General features: G+C 60.3%; 13 protein-coding genes, 1 tRNA gene and 4 pseudogenes. 7 read left to right on the top strand and 11 right to left on the bottom strand.

The annotated features are described in order from the left end of the window. Nucleotides 1-162 precede the first annotated feature (162 nt). A complete protein-coding gene (mnmA, locus tag NKH60_RS14835) occupies nucleotides 163-1353 on the top strand; it encodes a tRNA 2-thiouridine(34) synthase MnmA (RefSeq protein ID WP_352456412.1) in 1191 nt (396 codons plus the stop codon). A gap of 13 nt (nucleotides 1354-1366) precedes the next feature. Here mnmA and NKH60_RS14830 read toward each other — a convergent pair whose 3' ends face one another. Then, complete coding sequence (locus NKH60_RS14830) at nucleotides 1367-2341, bottom strand: Gfo/Idh/MocA family protein (RefSeq protein WP_352834986.1); 975 nt, start codon at nucleotides 2339-2341, stop codon at nucleotides 1367-1369. 236 nt (nucleotides 2342-2577) lie between these two features. Here NKH60_RS14830 and NKH60_RS14825 point away from each other — a divergent pair. Next, nucleotides 2578-2654, top strand: a tRNA-Met gene (locus NKH60_RS14825). Here NKH60_RS14825 and NKH60_RS14820 read toward each other — a convergent pair. Beyond that, nucleotides 2611-4239, bottom strand: coding sequence for a recombinase family protein (locus NKH60_RS14820; protein ID WP_352872639.1), 1629 nt, complete (start codon nucleotides 4237-4239; stop codon nucleotides 2611-2613). The genes NKH60_RS14825 and NKH60_RS14820 overlap by 44 nt on opposite strands. Before the next feature lie 426 nt (nucleotides 4240-4665). Then, on the bottom strand, nucleotides 4666-8034 hold the full coding sequence (locus NKH60_RS14815) for an AAA family ATPase (protein ID WP_352872587.1): 3369 nt from the start codon (nucleotides 8032-8034) through the stop codon (nucleotides 4666-4668). Nucleotides 8035-8534: 500 nt separating this feature from the next. Here NKH60_RS14815 and NKH60_RS14810 point away from each other — a divergent pair, with 500 nt between their 5' ends. Together NKH60_RS14810 and NKH60_RS14805 are read left to right on the top strand one after the other, a co-directional pair. Then, a complete protein-coding gene (locus NKH60_RS14810; protein WP_352473173.1) occupies nucleotides 8535-8816 on the top strand; it encodes a hypothetical protein in 282 nt (93 codons plus the stop codon). Nucleotides 8817-9162: 346 nt separating this feature from the next. Continuing rightward, a pseudogene (locus NKH60_RS14805) lies at nucleotides 9163-9319 on the top strand (ferritin-like domain-containing protein); the annotation flags it as partial. Nucleotides 9320-9519: 200 nt separating this feature from the next. Here the strand turns inward: NKH60_RS14805 and NKH60_RS14800 are convergent. The 4 genes from NKH60_RS14800 to NKH60_RS14780 all read right to left on the bottom strand — a co-directional run bounded on the left by NKH60_RS14800 (nucleotide 9520) and on the right by NKH60_RS14780 (nucleotide 14567). Continuing rightward, entirely contained in the window at nucleotides 9520-11040 is a 1521-nt protein-coding gene (locus NKH60_RS14800) for an FAD-dependent oxidoreductase (protein ID WP_352872585.1), read from the bottom strand. Nucleotides 11041-11791: 751 nt separating this feature from the next. Beyond that, nucleotides 11792-13639, bottom strand: a complete 1848-nt coding sequence (locus NKH60_RS14790) for an adenylate/guanylate cyclase domain-containing protein (protein ID WP_352872583.1) — start codon at nucleotides 13637-13639, stop codon at nucleotides 11792-11794. 194 nt (nucleotides 13640-13833) lie between these two features. Beyond that, nucleotides 13834-14307, bottom strand: coding sequence for a hypothetical protein (locus tag NKH60_RS14785; protein WP_352872581.1), 474 nt, complete (start codon nucleotides 14305-14307; stop codon nucleotides 13834-13836). Continuing rightward, a complete protein-coding gene (locus NKH60_RS14780; protein ID WP_352872579.1) occupies nucleotides 14304-14567 on the bottom strand; it encodes a hypothetical protein in 264 nt (87 codons plus the stop codon). Before NKH60_RS14780 ends, NKH60_RS14785 begins: the two co-directional genes overlap by 4 nt. Before the next feature lie 119 nt (nucleotides 14568-14686). Between NKH60_RS14780 and NKH60_RS14775 the strand changes: the two genes are divergently transcribed. After that, nucleotides 14687-14917 carry a helix-turn-helix transcriptional regulator gene (locus NKH60_RS14775; protein ID WP_352872578.1) on the top strand — a complete coding sequence of 77 codons (231 nt, stop codon included), beginning with the start codon at nucleotides 14687-14689 and terminating at the stop codon, nucleotides 14915-14917. Nucleotides 14918-14994: 77 nt separating this feature from the next. On the opposite strand, the gene NKH60_RS14770 is transcribed toward NKH60_RS14775, so the two are convergent. Both NKH60_RS14770 and NKH60_RS14765 read right to left on the bottom strand, forming a co-directional pair. After that, nucleotides 14995-17106, bottom strand: coding sequence for a DUF3363 domain-containing protein (locus NKH60_RS14770; RefSeq protein ID WP_352872576.1), 2112 nt, complete (start codon nucleotides 17104-17106; stop codon nucleotides 14995-14997). A 641-nt stretch (nucleotides 17107-17747) separates the two neighbouring features. Continuing rightward, nucleotides 17748-18829: pseudogene (locus NKH60_RS14765) on the bottom strand (IS110 family RNA-guided transposase). 522 nt (nucleotides 18830-19351) lie between these two features. Here NKH60_RS14765 and NKH60_RS14760 point away from each other — a divergent pair. Beyond that, nucleotides 19352-20098: a transposase gene (locus NKH60_RS14760; protein ID WP_352872574.1), complete on the top strand. Its 747-nt coding sequence runs from the start codon at nucleotides 19352-19354 to the stop codon at nucleotides 20096-20098. A gap of 460 nt (nucleotides 20099-20558) precedes the next feature. After that, a pseudogene (locus NKH60_RS14755) lies at nucleotides 20559-21017 on the top strand (Ros/MucR family transcriptional regulator); the annotation flags it as partial. Nucleotides 21018-21202: 185 nt separating this feature from the next. Here NKH60_RS14755 and NKH60_RS14750 read toward each other — a convergent pair. After that, nucleotides 21203-21490 (bottom strand): annotated as a pseudogene (locus tag NKH60_RS14750) (DUF736 domain-containing protein); the annotation flags it as partial. Nucleotides 21491-21864: 374 nt separating this feature from the next. Beyond that, nucleotides 21865-22180 (bottom strand): hypothetical protein (locus NKH60_RS14745; protein WP_352872572.1); only part of this gene is annotated, 316 nt, incomplete at its 5' end.

The raw sequence follows: 22180 nt of genomic DNA, 5'->3' as shown, positions 1-22180 counted from the left end.
TGAACGCGGCGTTAGCCTTTTCATCGGCATTTGAAACATCTGCCGGCAAGCGCATTGAACCCGGCAGGAAAAATGAGCCGGCCCGGCAAAGCTGGCGCAGCCGAGACGCTTGACCTATATTCCGGCCATTGGCATTGAAGCGCCGCGCAGAACGAAAGAACCATGAACAGCCTCGATCTTCCCGGACGCCCCGAAAACACCCGCGTCGTCGTCGCCATGTCGGGCGGTGTCGATTCGTCGGTCGTTGCCGGCCTCCTGAAGCGCGAGGGCTACGACGTCGTCGGTGTCACGCTGCAGCTTTATGACCACGGCGCGGCAACGCACCGGGCCGGCTCATGCTGCGCCGGCCAGGACATCGACGATGCCCGCCGCGTCTCCGAGACGCTCGCCATCCCGCATTACGTCCTCGATTACGAGGAGCGCTTCCGCAAGGCGGTGATCGACCCGTTCGCCGAGAGCTATGTCGCCGGCGAAACGCCGATCCCTTGCGTTTCCTGCAATCAGACGGTGAAATTCGCCGACCTTCTTGCGACCGCCAAGGAACTCGGCGCCGACGCGCTGGCGACCGGCCACTACATCCGTTCCGGCGCCAATGGCGCCCACCGCGCGCTTTACCGGCCGGTCGACGCCGACCGCGACCAGAGCTACTTCCTGTTCGCCACCACCCAGGCACAGATCGACTATCTGCGTTTTCCGCTCGGCGGCCTGTCGAAGCCTGAGGTTCGCGCCATCGCCGAGGAGATGGGACTGACGGTTGCGGCCAAGCAGGACAGCCAGGACATCTGCTTCGTGCCGCAGGGCAAGTATTCCGACATCATCGCCAAGCTGAAGCCGGCTGCCGCCAATCCGGGCGACATCGTCCATATAGACGGGCGCGTGCTTGGCCGCCACGAGGGCATTTTGCGCTACACCGTCGGTCAGCGCCGCGGCATCGGCATCGCCTCGGGCGAGCCGCTCTACGTCGTTCATCTCGACGCCGACCGGGCCCGCGTCGTCGTCGGCCCGCGCGAGGCGCTGGAGACCCACAAGATCTTCTTGCGCAACATGAACTGGCTGGGCGATGGCCCGCTGACCGCTATCCCGGCGGCCGGGCTTGAGCTTTTCGCCAAGGTGCGCTCGACGCGGCCGCCGCGCCCGGCCGTGCTACATCACCGCGCCGGTGTCACTTCGGTGGAACTGGTAGACGGCGAATCCGGCATCGCGCCCGGTCAGGCTTGCGTGCTCTATTCCGACGATGGCAACGAGGCGCGCGTGTTCGGCGGCGGCTTCATCGAGCGCTCCGAGCGCGGCGCGGAGGCCGAGGCGATGCTGACGCGGCTTGCCGTCCAGCCGGCGCGGGTACCCGCCGAATAGACGGCGTTTTCTCTTAGGGCCTTGTATGGGCGGGCCTTGTATGGGCGACGGTGCCGGCGGTCAGGATGCGCAGCACGCGGATGGCCTCCTCGCCGCTGGTGCGCGGTTCGGCCCGCGTCTCGATGCAGTGGATGAAATGCGCCAACTCGCGCGTCAGCGGCATGCCCTCACCGACCGCGACATAGGACGGCTCGTTGGCGGTGAACGCCCATTGGCCGCTGTCCTGCCACACCGCGTGGCGATAGACGGCAAGCTTGCGCTCCCATGGCTCGACATCGTCGAACACCGCCATCGCCTTGGTGCCGACAACGGTCAGCCGCCGTTCGCGGTAAGGGTTGAGCCGCGAGGCGAACAGATGGCCGCGCAGGCCGTTGGGAAAGCGCATGTGCAGATGTGCAAAGTCGCTGAGATTGTCGAGAAGAGCAGCGCCTTCGCCGCGCACTTCGACCGGTTCGGTGCCGGTGATGGCCAGGATCATCGACAGATCGTGCGGCGCCAGATCCCATAGCGCGTCGTTTTCGGTGTGGAACTTGCCGAGGCCGAGCCGATGCGAATGGATGTAGCGGACTTCGCCGAGTTCGCCATTGTCGATCAGCGCCTTCAGCGTCTCGAAGGCGGGATGAAAGCGCAGCACGTGGCCGACCATGAAGACACGGCCATTATCGGCGGCCGCCTGCACCGAGCGTTCGGCATCGGCCACCGTCAGCGCGATCGGCTTCTCCACCAGCACGTCCTTGCCGCCGAGCACGGCGCGCACCGCCATGTCGGCATGGAACTGCGGCGGCAGCGCCATGACAATGGCGTCGACATCGTCGCGGGCAAACAGCGCCTCCGGCTCTATCGCAAGGCAATCCTGCTCGCTGGCAAAACCCTCCGCACGCGCGGGGTTGACGTCCGAAACCGCATGCAGCGCGCCGAGCGCCTTTAGGGTGCGGATGTGGTTGCTGCCCCAGTATCCGCAACCGAGGACTGCAATGCGCGGTTTCATCAATTCATGACCATGACTTTCGTGGCCGAGACATAGCGACGTGCCTCGCTGAACTCAACCCCGGCCTGTGCGCCCAAATGTCTGCCCGGCAAAGCTTTCGGGGCCAGCAATATGCCGGCGCGGCAGCCACTTCGATGCTTGACAGGCTTGGCCTCGCAACCTTATATCCGCGCGACCTTGGCGAACGCGCCGATATGCCTGCCGATTTAAGCTGGATTTCGGGCCTTCGCCGCCCTGGCGGGGTAGCTCAGTTGGTTAGAGCACGGGAATCATAATCCTGGGGTCGGGGGTTCAAGTCCCTCTCCCGCTACCACCTTTCCCCACACTCCTTTGACGCCGTTGGGAAAGGCATCCTCGCCCAGGAGCGCGGTCAGACGCCCCGCGATTTCGACTTCAATGCCGCCGATCCTTGATGGATCTCGAAACACAGTAACAGTTTCGATCAAGTCCCGCATCGCCTCTGCAGTTTCGGAATCGCCGGCCACAACGCCTTCGGCAAGCCCTGTTTGAAGCTGGTTTAGTTGTTCCTCGTAGCGCGCCAGCACCGCAGGATGCAGTGCAATGACATCAGTCGGCGCGGGCACGTTGTCCAGCTCGGCTACAATGCACTTACGTTCTTCATTGAGCGCCGTTGATTGCGGCCCCAACACGGCTGGGTCGCCATGACCCTTGGCGATGGCATTGACCAGCCGATCGATCTCCCGAGATAGCTCTCCAAGCCGTCGTTCCAAACGAGTGCGCTTCGCATCGGTTTCGGCTGCCAGGCGCCTTCGTTCTTCGTGATACGTCTGGACGTACTGGGCTATCACATCCGGATGGCGCATCTCCGCGGTGAGCCCGTTTAAGACAGCATTCTCGACCGTATCCAGATAGAAAGTCTTCGGATCAGGGCATGTCCCGTTCTCTGTCGCCGCCGAGCAACGGATACGAATTCGCCTGGACTTGTCCTTGCCGTTTGAGGACATCCCCGCTCCACAAGCACCGCACCTCAAAAGCCCCGACAACATATGTCGGGGCCGGCGCTGATGGCTTGGGTGTGTAACTGCACGAGCCTTTTTCCTGGCTCGTGCCGCTTCAAACAGTTCGGGCGAGATAATGGCAAGGTCGGGAACTTCGACAGTTTGCCATTCGCCTCTAGGATTTGGGCGCGAGATACGTTTGCCGGTGTCGGGGTCCTTGACCATTCGGACCTTGTTCCAAATCAGCCGGCCGGCATAAAGTTCATTCTGAAGCAGCCCAGTCCCTCTTTGTGCATTTCCATTGATGGTGGAGGCATTCCAGACTCGACCGCGAGGTGGTGGTATGCCGTCTTTATTGAGATTGTAAGCGATGTCGCGCGGCGTCCGTCCGTCAACGTATTCCCTAAAGACGCGACGCACGACCTCGGCTTCGTCCTCTGCGATCAGGCGCTTTCCAGGGTCGCCCAGCAGGTAAGAATAGCCGTAGGTTAATCCACCCGCATGGAGTCCTTTGTTAACTCGGCCAGCTTGGCCTCGCCGAACTTTGTGAGCATTGTCCTCTCGATAGAGCTGCCCAACAAGGCCGCGAAGCCCGACCAAGACTGTGTTTACCACCCCCTCATGAACGGCACGAATTTCGATCCCAAGAAATGAGAGGCGCTTGTGAATGCCGGCAAGGTCTTCCATGTCACGAGAGAGCCGATCAAGCGCCTCGACGACGAGCACATCAAATTCGTGCTCACGAGCTTTGTCCATAAGGTGGAGCAAACCATCGCGCCCCATGACCGAACCGCCGGAGCGAGCTCGATCGTCAAACGTTGCGACAACGTTCAAACCCTCACGCTCAGCGTAAGTTCGGCAGAGCGTGAGTTGATCGTCTATTGATCGTTCATTCTGAAGATCGGTTGAGAAGCGTGCGTATATCGCGGCTCGATTCATGATCTATTTTCTCGGCCTGTTCGCGCGCGTGATCTTCGCGGGCCGCTTGGCGCGCGAGAGCGCTTGCAAGACGCAGAATCGCTCTGTCGGGCGCCGGGCGCAAGATGCTTTTGTGGGATTTCACCACCATTGCGGGTGGCGCTCGTCATGGAAGAATAGCCAGGGGCACAATCTCGCGGAAAATACCAGTCCGCAGAATGCGCGGCCTCCTTCAAGCCTGCCGAGATCACTTTCTTGGTCCATGTCTCGCAAGATGTGTTCAGGCGCGAGACAAGAGAAGGCATCAAATCCGTCGGTCGCAAAAAGGGATAGCAAGGCGTGCTATTCGGAAACCACAAGCTTGATCGGTTGCTCTCGTTGAATCAGCCCTTGCGCTTGGCAGCTGCTGCTCGGCCCCTCGTCGGACTCCAGTGATTGCTCGTCAGCCTACAACACCGATGCGAAAATCGCATCAGCTTCGCGGATGACCGAGGTTTCCAGGCCTTCAGCGGTCTCGCTAATCCGAAGCTGATTCCGACAGTCAGCTCGGAGCTCCTGGCCCGAACTTGTTGAGAGCTTGGCCGACTCGGTTGCAGCACGAACCGCCAACCAATGCGCGCCCTGACTTATCGCAGTGTCATAGGCTTTAGTTAGGACTTTCATCCCTCGGGTCACATCCGCCTTGGCGATCAAGCAACCCTCAATACGTTCTATTTCAGCCTGCGCCCATCTCTCGTCGGTCTTGTCCATCGCCTCGATAGCATTCTCGATCGCCCCGAGGCCCTCATCGATCCGTCCATGCCGGAGGCAAATATCCGCAATCGACGAATAGAAGTGTGGCAAGTGCAGTTCAGAGCCCGTCGAGCGCCAACGGTTAATGCCATCTCGCAGCATTTTGAGCCCTTCGTCGGGTAGGTCGCTGCCGATGGCCCAGCCGAGCAACGTGCGAGCACCGCCGGACCAGGATGCCAGTCTGCGGTTGTCAGCTAAAATGAGCATCTGTTCAGCGATCGCGCGGCACTCGACCGGCTCATTGCGGAAACGTCGAGCAAGGGCGAGGTTCATGAGGATAAATGCCAGATTGAGCGGATGATCGAGCCGCTCCGCGGTTTCAACGCTCGACGCACAATTGGCGAGCCCGGTATCGACCCGCCCTGCGAGCACCTGCGCCACGCCGAGATAACTGCGACAAATCGAGGGGCCGTCCTCTCCATACCTTGCGACATCGAAATGCCTATCGGAGGTCGCCCAGGCATTGATTCCAGCCTCGGCCTCCCGTGCAGCATCCCCAATGGCACCGAGATAGAAATAGGACGTGGCGAGCGCCCGATGCGCCAAAGTCGTTTCCTCAACGTTTTCTCTGCGCGAGGCTTCGACAAGGAGTTCCTTGGCCAAGTGTCGGCTCCGGTGCAGGTCAGGCCGGTCAAGATAGAAGTTCCAAAGCGAACGTCGGGCAAAAAAGAGGTTGGACGTGAGGCCCGTGGATATACAAAGCTCTTCGGCACGGAGAAAGTTCGCTTCAACCTTCTCCGACGCATATCCAGCTGACGCGTTCAGCGGGACGCCCATTTCAATCCGGATTCCGAGTTCAAGCTCATTTGCATCGCCCGAGTTAGTGACTGCTTCCAGGGCGTGCAGCGCGCTCGTGAAATGCGCGACCGCCTCCGGATTGGCAAATCGCGCCGCGGCAGCGCGCCCAGCTTGGAGGAAGCATTCAGCTGCCTCACGATACCGCTTTGCCGCCATGAGGTGGTGTGCAACCAGCTCCGGTTCGGCTGTCGACTCCGAGCCGAGTTTGTCGGCCAGTTGGCTGTGTATGTGCTGGCGCACCGATTTCAACATGCTGTGATAGGCAGCATCGCGAACGAGCGCGTGCTTGAACGTGTATCGTGCGTCCGAGCCCCGTCCGCGACGGAAGACGAGCTCGGCATCCACGAGCTGATCGAGTGCCTCTTCCAACTGGGCAGCGCTGAGCCGCGTGACCGATCGAAGGAGGTCGTGGCGGAATTCGCGGCCGATGCATGCGGCCATTTGCGCAACTTCCTTGACCGGCTGCAATCGGTCGAGGCGGGCCATCAGCGAATCGTGCAACGTTAGCGGAATGTCGAGATTTGCGAGTCCGGCATGATCTTCGTCGAAGACGGCTGCGCGATCGAAGTGGCGGGCTTCAAGAACACCCTTTGTCAGCTCTTCAATGAACAGCGGCACACCATCCGTCGTGGCGATGATCTTGTCCACAATGGTGGGCGGTAGTCGAATATCGCCAGCGAGCTTCTCGATGAATGCGGTGGTCTGTTCACGGCCCAGGCGATTAAGCGCCAATTTCGTCACTATGGGATGTCCGCCAAAACCGTGTTCGAAGGTCGGTCTCGTCGTCACCATCATCATGACCCGAGCGTGCTGAATCCGTTCGACACATTGATCCAACAATTCGAGTGTTGTCGCGTCAATCCAGTGGATGTCCTCGATCACGAACAACAATGGCAGCCTTGCTGCAGCGTCGAGAATGTCGTCCAACAATCCGTCAAGCGTTCGCGCTCGCAGTTGCTGCGGATTCAGGCCCGTCAAAGCATCGCTGTGGTGGTTTTGAAGATCGAGCAGGGAAGCGAAAATAGGCAACAACGGATTTGCTGGACCTTTGGTGGCTTCGAGTTTTCTGACCTTCTCTTCATCCTCATCGGCTTCTCCAATACCGATAGTGCGGCGGAGCTGCTGAACAGCTGGATAGAGCGGCGAGCCAGAGTAATAGGGCGAGCACTGATAGCTCACCCGCACATGGTTCTCTTGAGAGACCGCGTCGATCAAGGCGCGGGTGATGCGAGATTTTCCGATACCCGCCTCGCCGCTGAGAAGCACGAGCTGGCCTTCGCCCCTCTTCGCTTGGCCCCATCGTTCGAGAGCAAGTCCGAGTTCGAGGTCTCTTCCGAACATGACTTGAGGAGCGCTCGTGACGCGCGCGTCATAGCGTGTCTCGATGGCATGTTCCCCGACAACCAGAAATGGCGAGACGGGTACCGAAAATCCCTTCAGTTCGATAGGACCCAGGCTCTCGACCGCGAATATTCCGCCGAGCAACTTTCTCGTGCTCTCGGCGACCACCACATATCCCGGTTGGGCCAGGGCTTGCAGCCGAGCGGCGAGATTGGGTGTTTCGCCAATGACGACTTCTTCGTGTGCGGACCCAGTCCCGATGACTTCTCCGACGACACATAATCCCGTGGCAATTCCCACTCTAGCTGCCATTGGCACTTGAGCAGGAGTGCGCAAACTGGCGACAGCTTTCACAATGGAACGTCCAGAGCGGACCGCCCGCTCGGCGTCCTCCTCGTGGGCGAGTGGCCAGCCGAAGTAGCACAGCACGCCGTCGCCCATGAATTTGGCGACGTAGCCATCATAACGGGCGACCTCTGCGGCGACCAACGATTGATATGCGGCTATGACCGAGCCCAAGTCCTCAGGATCGAGCGTCGAGGCCAGCACGGTCGATCCCACGAGGTCGACGAACATAACCGTCAGGTTGCGCCTCTCTGCCTCACTCCCCTCTCGCCTAGGCACTGCACTTTGGAGAGCATCCCGCTTGGCATTGTCGTTTGCTTTCGGCGGTTGGGCCGGTGGATGCGAGAGCTCGGCGATCGCGGCCAGGATTCTTCTCCGGTGACCAACAGATTTTACGCCAAGCTCCCGCAGGTCATCGTCGGAGAGCTTTGGTAGAATTGCCGGTTCAATGTCGTTGTCGATGAATGCGCCGGCATACTGCTCAAGGCCCAAACCTTGCAGCCATGAAGCGATCTCCTTGCCGCCCTGCTGACGATCCATCGAAGCAGTCAAGCGCACATACTCAAAATGTCAATCGGACCGCCTAAGAATGCGTCACCGTTTGTGGTCAGGTGCGGACGAGCAGCGTCCGCGCTGCACCGAAGCGCTCCCCATCCGATTGCCTGGGCTCACCGCTGCTCCTGGCGCAACCGCGACCTCCAAAATGATCGCCAACAATGTCTGCGTTCAGGCAGTGGCAACAGTGCCTTCAATGGCTGACATGAGGCGCGAGGCGGACCTGCCCGATGTTTCATGCGCCGAATGCCCGAGATGCGAGCGCAGCCATTAACCATCGATTAACTATTCGGTCGCCTTTAATTCAATTTTGCAGCATACTGATTTGGGTAGCGTGGCTGCTCAAGGAGATTGGGACAAGAGAGGGTAATTCTCCTGTTCGCGCACCAGACTTTCACTCACGACATTCGAAATTGAAAAAGAAGCGACGGAACACCGTCGTGTCATGGGGAGGCGCCGCATCATGTTTGATGAGGAGCGCCAGAATGAAGATCGAAGACGCAGTTACCGCAGTGACGTCAGAAGCGAGCGCGCTCATGTCTTGCCTCGGCCAGCCCGTTGTCGCCTACCACGTCACGGAAATCATGAGAGAGACAGACCTGGCACACGCCCGCGAGATGCAGCTCGCGCTGGTGCGACGAACCATCGAGGCTCTTGTCGATGACGGCCTGGAAGGCGTCGCCGCCGAACATTTTGCATCCGAGTTCGATGGCAGCATCGGCTTGACCTGGAGACTTCTGCACGCATCCGACGGCGTGGCGCATTGATCAAGACCAGAGCGGTCTTGGTCAAGCTCTGGCAAGGTCAGCTTCTAGCGCTAAGTTGCCCGTTCCGGCGGCCGGCTCAAGCGGCAAAATCTGACCCCGTTGCCGACATCAGTCCGGACAAGTACCAGTTGCAGGGTCTTCAGGAAGAAAGAAGCTTCACCGCTCGCAAGGGGTGAGTTCGCGAGGGAGGTGCGCCGGGCGAAGTCAATGAGGTCGTTGGGTGTCTGGAAAACGCGAACGATACGGACCCTTTCTTCGCCGGAAATAATTGCGACTTGGGTGCCGTCGGAACTGAAAGCTGCGCGTGTAAGGCCCGGTCGGACGGTCACTTCGTCTGGCTGGCAAGGGCAGAGCCAATATCGTTCCATCGACCCCGGATGCGATCGCCTTCACGAGGACGCCCCAGGAAGTGCTTCGGATCGTCTATCTCGACCGACAAGGCCGGCGTCAGCAAGGGCGGCTTCTACCCGAACGGGATGAACGGAACGCTCAAAAGCACCTGACGTTTGCGATGGAGGAAAGGTGGAATTGAATGCAGAGTGATTGGCTGCACAGCGGATTCCAAAGCCGAGAAAGATTCGGGGATCGACCTACGAATTACCTGGCGATGGGGTCCATCGGGTGCCAGTGTCGAGCGGCTACCAAGCAGCATCTTCGCCTGAGCTGGCATTGCGGCATCTCGCCTCAACGGGAGTCGCCATAGCTATTCCACCTCAGCCAGGGGCGCTACGGCCGGTCCGTTCAAAGCCGTGCCATCGACGGCAAAATGCGAGCCGTGGCAGGGGCAGTCCCAGCAGCGTTCCAACGAATTCCAATGGACATGGCAACCGATATGGGTGCATGCGGCCGATCGCTTGTAGAGCGTGCCGTCCTCATCGCGAAAGGCAGCGACTTTGGTAAGCCCCTGGCGGACGATAGCCCCCTGTCCGGGCCGCAGCTTATCGGCGGCATCAATTTCACCAGGCGCGACATACTCGGCAAAACTCCTGATCGCTGTCGCATTCTCCGCCAAGTAATCGCCGATCGCGCGTGCCGTCTTGCGAGAGGGTTCGTAAAGTTCCCGCCAGGGGCTTTCCCCCTTCAGGATCAGGTCGGAAATCAATTGGCCGGCCACAACCCCATGGGTGATGCCCTGACCGGAATCGCCGGTAACAACGAAGACGTGCCCGTTGCCGGGATTACGGCCGATGAACCCGGCGTAATCGACGGTCTCCATTACCTGCCCGGACCATCGATTGGCTTCCGCGCCGATATCGGCCACCAACCCTTTGGTCCAGGCCGCCAGGGCAGCGAAGCGGTCGTCGGCGTCGTCGGCCTGCCCTGTCTTGTGATCCTCACCACCGACGATCAGAAAGTCGGTCTTGCCTTCGCCAGGCTGCAGACGGACGTAGTGATAGGGGTCCAGCGTGTCCCAATAGAGTGCATCCGGCAAAATGTCGCGCGCGATCTCGAATGCCATCGCGTAGGTCCGATACGGCGCCTGTTTGGTGTGGAGCGCCACCCGATCGTTGATCGGCGAGTTGGTGGCGACAACGGCCGATCTGGCAGACACGGCAAAGCCCGAGACCGTGGTTACGCGCACGCCGCCGTCAGTCTCCTCGACTTTGTCGACGATGGTATCCGCATAAAGCGCGCCGCCGCGCGCGCGGATGCCGGCAGCCAGCCCGCGGAGATATTTGAGCGGGTGGAATGTCGCCTGATTGAGGTAACGAAGGACGGGCGCGTCCGAAAACCCAGCAAGCGGCACTCCCACGGTTTTCTCGACGTCGACACCGATCTTCAGAGCGGCGTCCAGTTCGCGCTCGATGACGGATTCCTTCCTGCCCGACGCCGGAAACAGAAAGCCTTCGAGGCGGCGGAAATCACACGGCATGCCCTCCGCCTCCTGAATCGATCGGATACGGTCGATAGCGGCCGACTGGCTTTGGTAGTAGATCCGCGCCAGTTCCTCGCCACGCAATTTGATCAGTTCCGAAAAGTAGTCGTCGCAGATCGATGACAGATGCGCGGTGGTGCGGGCCGTCATGCCGCTTCCGATCCGGCCGCGATCGAGCACTGCCACCTTTTGCCCGGCGATGGCCAGTTCGAACGCGACCGACAGTCCGGCAATGCCAGATCCGACGACCACGACATCGACCTGTTCACTCCGCTCGAGCGGAACTGCATCAGGCGCTACTTCGGTTGCCGCCCAAAGGGATACAGTCCTTTCGTCGCTGACATTCATGGCGGAACTTTCCGGACGCGATAGCCGGTAAACGGCCGCGACGGTTCAAAGTTCCTCGATAGCTTTTTGAATGCCGGCAGGGCTATCTGCGCCTCAACCTGGCGTTTTCCTTCTGGGTCATGTTGTCGGCGGCGATGAGCCGCTTCAACGACCGCATGATCGCCCCGCGCGTCCATCCCGCCTCAATCAGCAATCGGCGATCGCCTGGAAGCCGGGCTCCATTGCCTCCTGGCAATCGATCTCGCGGTCGGCATAGTCTCCCTGTCGTATTGGCGCTCTGATCATCAGATCAACACGCTGCTTAGAGATATGCTTCGGCATCAGCCCGGTGCTCAAAGCAGAACCAATGGGATGGCCGCCTCGGCTTGGCGAACCCCCATCCGGCATCCTTGCCACAGTCGGGGTGCTCGCACGTATGGTGCTGAATGTCAGGCCGCGTGACGGGCTCCATGGCACCGGGAAGGCGGATCAGCTCGTCGTTCATCGGGATGCTTTCAAAGCAGCGAGCCTTGTGCAGGCGCCTGCTTCGTGCCTTCGTGGCACGAATATGAAAATCCGACCCCTTGCGGACCATTCCCTGATAGGAGGTTAGGGGAACGTCGCGACCCCATTCCGGACCTCTAGAACGGTGAGATCCAAAGGCCCGTTGGTATGGGACACAGACGTTGGCTCAGCTTACGAAGCTGACAAAGTTGCGCCTTAGGAACAAATTTCTTTAGGAACCTATGAATAAACGTGACCTGTTATTCTATTAAATGAAAGTATCGCCGCCAGCATCGCGAATTCCCTTGAGCATGTGATCGTTGTCGGCGTCGTTCCTGTAGGCCCGCCATCTCACAAATGCGGCGGTGAATCCTGGCTCAACTTTCTCGCATTCTGCCAAGGCCTTTTCCGCCGCAGAGCGCTTGCCGAGATTGGTCAAGCAAACCGCTAAGAATAGAAAGGTCAGTGCATAGTCAGACCGACGACTGGCAGCTCGCTGCAACCAAGCAAGTGCGTCGGCGTACCGCCGGGCGTTTAGGTATGCGCCGCCCAACCATGTCATCGCGTAATGCATTCTGGGCTCTAGCGGGTTGAGCCTCAATCCGGTTTCAAGGAACGGGATGCCCTCTTCGGGACGTCCGGCGACGTCCAGGACGTTCCCTAAAACCACATAGGCGAGCGCGTTGCTCGGATTGCAATCGATCGCCCGTTGGACTTCTTCGATGGCGGCGTCGTGCATTCCGGACCACATGTACCCCAATCCTAAACTGAGGTGCGCAGCCGAATCGCTGTCATCGAGCGAGACAGCCTTTTTTGCCGCGTCGACGACTTTCGAAACGGCCGCCGCGTGGTCATCGACCTGCTTCAAAAAAATCTCTTGAAGATACGTTTGTGCGATGCCGGTATATGCCTGCGAGTAGGCGGGATCGATTTCCAAGGCGCGCCTAAACATATCGCGGGCCAGCTTGTGCGCCTGTCCGGTGAATTGGTGCGCTAGCCCCCAACCGCGCAAGTAATAGTCCCAAGCACCAACGTTTTTAGTTCCGGGAACTGCCATCCGGCGCGTTTCGGCCCTCGTTATCGCCGGCTCCACCACTCCAGCGATCTTTTGGGTTAGCTCGTCTTGCAATTCAAAAATGTCGCTCAGGTGCCTGTCATATTTTTCCGCCCAAACGTGATGGCCCCTGGCGGCATCAATCAATTGGGCAGTGACACGAATACGACTTGCAGCTTTCCGAACACCGCCCTCCAGAACAAATCGAGCATCTAATTCGCGGGCTATCTTGCGAACGTCCACAGCGGAGGATTTGTAGGTAAATGTTGAATTGCGGGCAATGACAGGAAAGGTTCGCCAGTGAGACAGGGCTGTAATAATGTCCTCTGTTAGGCCATCGACGAAATAGTCCTGCTCTGGATCGCCGCTCATATTCAGGAACGGCAGGACTGCGACGGCTGGCCTGTCCAATACATTGACAGGCTTCTGGATTGCTTTTAACGCCAGCTTCATTCTGTAGACGTGAACTGGCTCGGAGATGTTCTTGAGTTCTTTTTCGCCGATGTCTTCGAAATCAACGTTTAATTTCTTCTCGACCTGCCGACGGACATCAGCCGAAATGGCTATTCCGCCGGGCGCCGCGAGACCTTCCAATCGAGCGGCGATGTTGACCCCGTCACCAAAAATGTCTTCGCCGTCGACAATGACGTCGCCGAGATGGATGCCTATTCGGAATTCAATCCGTTTATGATCGGGCCCATCCGCGTTCCGCTCGGCTAATGCTTCCTGAATCTCGACGGCGCATTGGACGGCGGCAACCACACTGGCGAACTCGACGAGAAGCCCATCGCCAATTTCCTTGACGATCCTACCTTGGTGTTCGGCGATTTTAGTGTCGATCGGATCGGAGCGAAGCGATTTGAATCGCTCGTGAGTCCCCACTTCGTCCGAAGCCATCAGGCTACTGTAGCCGACCGCGTCCGCAACAAGGATAGCAGCTAGTTTGCGCTGCACGTGGCCCTTGACCATTTCTGCTCCGTGACGGGTGCGAGAAAGCTCCAGTCTACTTTGTAAAAAATGAGCTGTGGAGCGATTGTTCAGCCCGCGCTGAATGTCGCGCACTCTGCCGTCTTGCTTTGTCTAGATCGGGATTTCGGCGCTGCCTGCTCTTTCCGGTACGCCTTACGACGGTTTAGCGGAGTGTGGGCTGTGATTGTGCCAGGATTGTGATAGTCGAGTCACCGACTGTGGCTAAGTTGGTTAGCAAAATCAGCAGGTTACGGTGCCAATAAATTTTGAGGTTCGAGTCCTCGCCTTCATCTTCGTCTTTCAGGCGCCGAGATAGCAGCCAGCCCGCCCGCCTGCGAAGCTGGGGGACGCCGCTCGTCGGCAAAGAATTGTTCCGGCATCGCTGGCTGGGCGATACGCACCAGATCGCTGAGGGCCGAGCGAATTTGAGACCAGGGAAATTCGGAGCATTCCTCCCAAGGCTCGCCCTCACGCAACACAGCATCGAGCTTGCCTGCCACACCGGCGAGAGTCGTGGCAGGCGTCATTGAGAACGCTTCCAGCAGATCCTCCGCTCGGTCGCCAGCCTTGCGCTCGGCCCTGAGCGCGGCAATGTACCCGGTCTCCTCGGCAGCCTCATCCCAGCGTGCCTGATGTGCCGTGAGACCAGCTTCGGCTTTCTGGCGGAGAGCAGCCATATCCGGCCTTCTGCCTAGCAATTCATTGAGTGCCTCAATCGAGTGGACCGTCACGTCCTCGCCCTCGGACACGCGGACGGTCACACAAGGAAAGCCGACGCTCTCGACAAGCCTCGTCTCCAGTCGCTGCTGTCTGCGACAAAGCCGCTCGTCAGCCGGTGGGCCGTCTGCCATTCCCGCCAAAGCGCGAGCGCTGGGTCGGAGAGGGACACGTTCGTCGCGGCAGCGTTGCCGGTGAAAGTACTTTTTTCAAGCATCAAAGCGGTGGACGCGATCATTCCTCCCGCAAGTACTTGCCTACGGGTGACGAAAGGGAGACTCGTGGTATTGTCGGAATCACCCATGATCCGAGCTCCTAACAGCTTGGTTGGGGTTAGGTCGGGCTAAGCGTGTCAGCGCTCAGCTCGGCCGCGTTAGGGAATCTGATCATACAAATTGATTGACGTCAATCGGATTGTAGCCCATGGAAAATGCGCTAACGATAGAGCAGTGTCGCGGCGCTCGGGCGATGCTTGGGTGGAGCCAAGACGAACTAGCTAGAGCCGCAAATGTGGCTCGGCAGACGATTGCGGATTTTGAGCGTGGGGCGCGCATTCCAATTGCCAACAACCTGATAAGTATAAGGCATACACTTGAGAGGGCCGGAATCGAGTTCCTGTCCGAGAATGGTATCCGTTTAAGACCCCGCATCTAACAAACTGTTTGCTACTAGGCTTGGCCAATCGTTGCCGGCGATAGTTGCGAGCCAAAAGTGCCACGTGATGGGCGCTTTCACAGCCCCAGCCCACGCTTTCTGCCGAAACTCCAGTCGATGCCGCCGCTGCTTTGCACGGCGCCGGTGATGTGCTGGCCGATGCGCCTCTCGAGCATTGGCTGCCAAGGAACGAGCTGAAACCCGAGCCCGTCGTCCAGCATGGCGAAGCGCCCGCTGGCAAGACGGGCTGAACCGAGCAGCGTGCCGCCGACATGGTTGCCGCGCTGGACTGGCGCGAAGATGAGGCCGCGCGCAGCGGCCATTTCCTTGCCGACACGCGCGACCTCCTGGCGCTCCAGCGTGACAACAAGATCGCGCGCGAAGGTGATGGTCCCGCTGTTCGCATCTCGTTCGGCATGGCCCATCCTGACGAGCTGGGCAGCCCGCCTGTCGAGAGCGTTATCGACGTCGAGACCAAAGCCTGACCGGACCAGCGGCACGGGGGTCTTGGCCGTGAGCTCCCGGTCGAGCCAGGTGGCACCGTCGCTGCCGATCTGCGCGTCAAGATCGAGCGTCGAAAGCACGCGGACGGAGAAGTCTTTTCCGCCGTTTCGGACATCGTAGGCGATGCCGCGCTCGGTCAGGTCTTTTGGAATGCGCCAGTGGTCTTCGTCGATGCGTTCGACATGGCCAGCCCGGCGCAGCGCTTCGAGACGGCGGACATGGAAACGGACGAAGGCGTCCGGGTCCTTGCCCTGCTCCAAAAACGTCTCGCGGATCGCCTCCAGGTGTGTGCTCGGACGATAGATACCGTCCTCGCCCGCTACTGCGCTGATGTTGCGGTCGGCCGCACGCGGCTCCTCCTTCGGCAGGATCGGATCGAGCGCCACGATATGGCCGCGCTGGATGTCATCGAGCTTTGCAGCATCCGCGGTCTCGACATAGTGTGTACGCCCGTCGACGCCGTCGATGACGAGCGACAGCCGATCGCTCATCTCGTCGCCGGCAAGACCCTTGGCGAGCACGCGGCCGACGACCGGCTCGGTGATGGTCCGGCGGTGCATGACATATTGCGCAGCACCCCGCTCTTCGGCGAGGCCGTGCTCTTCCAGTGCCCGGTGCATGGTCTTGATGATGTCGTTGCGCTCACCAAGCGCTCGCAAAGTACTTTCGGCCCTGTCGGAAACCACCCATCGGCCGGGCTCGATCTCGTTCGCCAGGCCGAAGTGCTCCAGCTTCTTTGCACGATCGATGAGCAGATAGCGGTTGCTGCGAATTGTGTAGCTGTCGCTGGCATTGGGACGGAGGTCGACAAGATCGTGCTCCTGCTGTTCGGCGATCAGCATGTGGTCGAGGCGGGTCAGCCGTTCGGCGTCCACCTCATTGGCCAGCTTGCGGGCGACTTCGAGCTCGCTTTGCAAGCCGAGTTCCCGTTCCACCAGCTCGGTTGCCCTCTGGCGGATGCCATGGGCAATGTAGTCGCCGGCGATGTTCAGGATCTTGCCGTCATCGGTGACGCCGCGCACCAGGATGTGGGTGTGTGGATGGCCGGTGTTGTGGTGGTCGACAGCGATCCAGTCGAGGCGCGTGCTGAGGTCGGTCTCCACCTGTCGCATGAGATCGCGGGTGAAGGAGCGCAGGTCTTCCATCTCGGCGGCATCCTCCGGCGCGACGATGAAGCGGAACTGATGCCGGTCGCCCCGCCCGCGCTCGACGAAGGCCTTGCCGTCGGCCTCGTCGTCGGCGGCAGAGTACACTCTCCCCTTCTCGCCATCCCTGGTCACGCCGTCGCGCTGGAGATAGCGCAGATGCGCATCGACAGCCTTGCTGGTTGTCACGAACTTTTGGCCGCGCCCGGTCCCCTTGCCTCGCCCCGGCAGCTTGACGACGCGCGCCTTCACCACGACGCGGCGCGAGCGAAAGCGCACGCCGCTCTGGTCCTGCCGCCACCCGCCGCTGGCCTTTGGCAAATCTGCCGCCACCTTGCCGCCGCGGCCGCGGGCGTTGAAGCGGCCACTCCCCTTCCCGGTCCGGCTGCTTGCGCCGATGCGATAAGGATTGCCGCCCTGCTTGCGGATGGCGATCTCGACCTGGCGCACAAAGGGCAGCGTGCGCGAATTGACCGGCGCGCCGCTATGCCGCATCCGGCCGGTGCGAACCTGGAATCTATCGGTTTCACGATCTGCCATGACGACAGGATCGGGAATCAGATTCCCTGCTTCAAGATGGCTGGAGCACCGAGCGTGCTACGGCGCGCAAAGACTTGCTGTGGCATAAAACGGCGGATCGCACATTGCTGCGGCACGATAGTTTTGCGTTTCGGATCAATAGCATAGCCGATAGCCGTCGTCCCCGCACCTCGCGTCATTCTGCGTTGCGTCGCCAGCTGCCGGAAAAAACAATGTGCAGACAGACACTTACGAGCGAAGCGAGGGCGAGCGTCAGCTCGCTTTATCTTGCCGTCCTAATCGGGCCCCTAATGTCAACTACAATAATGGCTTTCCAGCTGCATGACATCTCCAATTCTGCTTCATAGTCACTGTAAACTCGTGCGCACTTCTTGCAACCACGCTTCCCTCGGCAGGGTCCCTGCGTTACTACGCGCTCGGCTCAAATCAGCCGTCGCATGCTCTCCTTCGGGCCGTATTGATGGCCTCATGACGAGACGGTCCTAGCGATCGCGGCGCATTCATCCCGGTGGCGGGCGGATGCCGGCAAGATAGCGGACTCAGTCTCATCCAACGCCCTGCCTGGGCGCCGCCCGTGCGCACGGGAACTCTTCGAACTCAGATCTCAGGACCTCCTCTAAACTGTCGAGACGCGCCCATCGTCAAGCCGTTCTCAGCGCCTTCAGCGTCGCGCGCATCGTCGGCGTGACAACCGCCCCGGCGCCTGGATCGAACACACTGCCGTCAACCCACATACGGTGCAGGATGGCGGCAAGCTTGTGGGCGACTGCTGTGATCGCGCACAGCATCGAGCGCTTCTTGGCGATCTTGAGCCCCCACGCCTTGAGTGCCGAGCCGCGGCGCGAACGCAGCAACATGGCCGCTGCCGCCTCGCACAGCGCCTCGCGTGCAGTCATGTCGCCCTGCTTCGTGATGCGTCCCGTGAAGTCGATCGAGCTGCCGGACTGATGACGTCTCGGCGTCAGGCCAAAATGCGCGCCGACAGTGCGGGAGCGGCTGAATCGATGCGGATCATCGATCGCAACCTTGTACGTCAGGGCAGCTACCGGTCCGACCCCAGGCACGGTCATGAAGCGCCGACAGACAGGATCGGCAGCGACCGCATTTAGCAACATCGTGTGCAATCGATTCGTAGCCCTCAAGGACCGCGTTACGGACCGCCAGCAAGCTGTCGATCATCCGTTCGAAGACGAAATCGGCGCCGTCCAGCAGTTCGCGCGCGGGCCTCGAACTCGTGCCGGCCGATCGCGCCAACCTTCAAGCCATGCACCCGCAGCGAGCCGCGAATGTGGTTCTCGAGATCCACCAACTTGCGCTTGAGAAGCTTGCGATTGGCCAGCATCGTGCGAAACCGCTGGTTCTCCACGCCCTTGACCTGGACGGCACGAAACCACCCCATGCGCATCATCTGCGCAATGCCGCGCGCGTCGTTCTTGTCGGTCTTGTTGCGCATCGCGCTCAGGCTCGTGCGCATGTGACGGGCCTCGACGACGATTACCGGCAGCTTCCGCAATAGCAGCTCACGCGGCAGCCAGACGCCTATCGAAGACGCCTCGATGCCGATGCGCTGAGCGCGCTCCACGTAGCCCTTCAGTGCGGAGTGGAGCGCGTCCGGATTGCTCTCCACCTTTGTCTCGAATACGATCTTGCCGTCGCAATCGACGATGCAGATGCTTGTTTCATCCAGCGATGCGTCAAGTCCAATGTAAACCGGGTTGTTCATGAATCTCTCCTGACTGCAGTGAACAAATACGCTGTCAGGTTCTCAGATTCCTTGCGCCGCTACCACTCTCGGCGGTCGATCTTAAGGGCGAGCCCGATTAGGAGAGCCGTCCTAATCGGTTGTGCGTAAGTGTCCGGTCCCTGCACATATTTGGGCTAGTGCAATCTCGCGTCATGTCGGGTTGCTTCGTCATGTGGAGGATCTCCGATGGCGTCCCGCCGCTCGTGGGCCAAGGCCAACAGTCCTTACTGATCGTCGCAAGTAGCGAGTTGGTACCGCAGCAATCTCAGTGCGCTGGAAGTCGCCGTCGTGATCTTTCGATCACGACATTCGAGCTGTGGATGTGCCATTTGGTGAACGCGGATGATCTGCGCAAGCGTGCGGAAAAGCTGCAGAATCTGCGCAGGAAGAAGGCCGGAGTCCGCGCAGGACGCAGCAGCCGACGCGGCTCCAAAGGCGGCCGCGCTATCGTACGGCAGGCGCACGGACAGCGGCCCGATCGCCCTTCGGGTATTCTGGAGCATGCATGTCGAGGCGATGAACTGGAGCGGCATGGGGCATGCAGAGTATGCCGCAGCGCTCGGCCTTTCGCCGAATGCGTTGCGCATCTGGCGCGATCGTCTGAAAGAATCCGGCGACGACGTTGACTGTCGATCGCTGCTTCATCCGAGTGCCCGGGCCCAATTAAGCAGCGCTGCTAATTGCGCGCGGCGCAAATACCGCTTGACATCGGAGGCGGTGGACGGCCGATCGAACCGCCGCCGCTTCAGCGACGAGCAGAAGCGGGCGATCGTGCAGGAGACGGAGAAGCCCGGCGTCAGTGTGGCGGAGGTTTGCCGCCGCCGTGCGATCGCCACCATCATGGCCTTCCGCTGGCGTGTCCAATTCGGCCTGACCGCTCGCAAGGGGCCGCAATTGGGAACGGTTGCGCTCATTCATGCGCCGAAACCAAACCGCCGGCCCACTGACCTGCGCAATCTCGTGCGGCCGCCGGACGGCATGATGGCAGTCCAACTGGACGGTGGGCGGCGCGTCTTTGCATCCGTCGGCAGCAATGCGGATGCAGTCAAGCTGCATCTGGCAGCAAGGGAGAATCATCATGATCATCGTTCCGGCGGGCGTGAAGATGCATCTGGCGCTCGGTCATACCGACTGCGCAAGGGGCTCGATGGGCTCGCGGCGCCGTGGTGGCAAACGAGTTGTCAGCTGCGGGATGGCAAGTGCTTCACAAGCAGCACGCCGTTCGTCAGATATTCGTTGAGCCAGTAGGCTGGCAGCCGTTCGGGCGCATGCGGGCTGCCATATCAACAACGTCCATCCTGCCGATCGGCCCGAGGCGGTGCAGCCCACCTGAACGAGCTTGGATGACTCCCACAAGAGATACGCGCGTGGGCCAATTCAATGCCGGCGGCGCGGTCCTGGTCGCCGCGCAGAGTGTCGCGACGATAATTGTTCATGGCTCAATCCTGCGACGCAGGAGCCATGATTCATGGCGCTGGGTTGCGTTGGGCTGTGCGCTTGGCGAGCGGAGAAGCGAGGGGGAAACCTTCCTGCTTCCCCGACGCGATCGGCAACTTGTCTGCAGCCGGACCGAACGATCGCAGCGACACTTGCCTGCTTGATATTTGCACGGAATGAGGTTTGTTGGCGGAGTAGCGAATTATTTGCCTGATTGGCGAATAGACAGACCATCCGTTTTCAAAGCGCCCTTTGGACAAGAGGAAATTCGATGACCGTTTCTCCAGACCCACGCGACCAGGCTGATCTCGTATCAATCACCGCCGACATCGTTTCCGCCTACGTTTCGAACAATCCGCTGCCGGTCGGCGAGTTGTCGAAGCTAATCGGGGATGTCTATGTCGCTTTGCAAGGGATCGGCACACCTGTCGCTTCGGCCGCAGTCAAGCTGGAGCCGGCGGTGTCGATCAAGAAGTCAGTGTCACCTGATTTCATCATATGCCTGGAAGACGGGAAAAAGTTCAAATCCTTGAAGCGGCATATCGGAACGCATTACAATCTGAGTCCGGACGAATACCGGCAGAAATGGAACCTGCCCTCCGACTATCCGATGGTAGCGCCGAACTACGCGGCCACCCGCTCGGCCCTGGCGAAATCAATAGGCCTGGGACGCAAGGCGGCAGCGCCAGAAACAGCTGCGGCAGAAAAACCAAAACGAGCTGCCCGCGCGGCAGCAGCGACAACAGCCGCAAGGGCAGTCAAGTCGCCGGTGAAGAAGGCGCGCAAGACACCCGTCAAAGCGTAGCGTGCTGCAGCTGGCGGACGTGCCACGCTGTAGGACCTGAACGTGGCAATGCCCCGCCTTGCGGCGGGGCTTCGTGTTAAGTCCGGATTACTCTGCGGTGCGGCGGGACAGATGAGCGAGAATTCGCCCTCGGTGTCGGTCTCGACCAGGCTCGCATAGATCGGAGCGGGAAAGCTGGGATCATCGAGCTTGACGGAGTGGTAATCGCGTCCCTCGCGCGAGGTCTTCGTCCATGCCGCCCCGAACTCGATGGCGCCGGCGAAGATGCGGAAGTCCGGACCCTTTTCGTTGTCGCCGTCGGCCGGGGAGAAGATCACCGTCTTGACGTTGAGGTTGAGGGTCTTGACCGAACCGGAGAAGCCGTTCGCGGTGCGGGAGAAAGTGCCGATCGTAGCCATTGTGGTGTTCCTCTGTTTTCTCGGGCCGCGCCCATTGCTGGCCTCGATGGTGGTCGTGAGACGGCGGACGATCGGCCCGCACCCCGAAGGGGCTAAAAGGAAGTGGAAGACGGCGGCGCGAGGCTTTCTTGGACCGCGAGGAATGGCCGCGCAAACCGGGTCCCCGCCCCGCCCTGCGTGGTGGGGTGGTTCGGCCAGGGGAAGAGAAACGCAGCGCCGTCGTTGCGGGAAGACGATCGAGGATGAGCGAAGCGAAGACGGTGTTCGGTCAGACCCAAATCCATTCGAGGGCACCGTTGGCGTGGCTTGAACGAACAGATGGGCAGGAATCGCTATGACGGCGACCGCGATCGGCACGCGCTCTCGCGCCCAAATCAGCAGCCACCGAGTTGAACGTTGGCAGGCCGGACCTGATTCAGATCGTCCTGCTCGAGTGCCTCGGAACCCACGTAACATCCGGCGCGCCCAGCCAATGAGGACAAACAAAGGGAATGAGGTGCCACAACAGGGTATACCCTGATGTAACTGCCTGGTCGGCTTTGCTGCGAGCCGCAAAGGCCGGTGCGTGCGCCTATCCGCTGCTTGATGACTGTCATGGGGCCGGAGAACGAACATGAAGTAATCGCGGAAGCGGTGGCCACCTGAGATGTGGCGGCGATGTTCGAACATCTGGCCGGCTGGCTGTCCTCC

Source organism: Mesorhizobium sp. M1006, assembly GCF_040318825.1.
Taxonomy (GTDB): Bacteria; Pseudomonadota; Alphaproteobacteria; order Rhizobiales; family Rhizobiaceae; genus Mesorhizobium.
Note: the sequence above shows the minus strand (reverse complement) of the source record. Positions and strands in the feature narration are given on the sequence as shown.